Genomic DNA, 314 nt, shown 5'->3' on the forward strand with positions numbered 1-314 from the left:
TTCAACCCTCCTTCTTTGAGAAAGACCTGCATAAGGCTAAGATTCCAAAAGTCATCCGCAAATTTTCGTAGCGCATTCAGTGCATGGATGATCTTGCTTCTTTGTCCATCAGCCATGAATCCGGCAGACGCCATATCTTGGGAAATCTCATTGCACATCGGCATAACTTCCGCCCAAAAATCGGAGTCACTGGGTAGTCGCCCTGCTGAGCAGCTCGTTGAGATTTCGCAATCAATTTGATTTCCATCGGGGTCAATGGCGTGCAGTACGTAAAACACGTAGTGCCAGTGCCCTCGTTTCCAAGCTTCGCGCCG

General features: G+C 49.0%; 1 protein-coding gene. It reads right to left on the reverse strand.

Translation table 11 applies throughout. The features are described from left to right. Positions 1–278 (reverse strand): hypothetical protein (locus tag AC3XQU_RS23520; RefSeq protein WP_489876560.1); only part of this gene is annotated, 278 nt, incomplete at its 3' end. Between the last annotated feature and the right edge of the window lie 36 nt (positions 279–314).

The organism is Telluria sp. AZSoR62 (assembly GCF_058111565.1).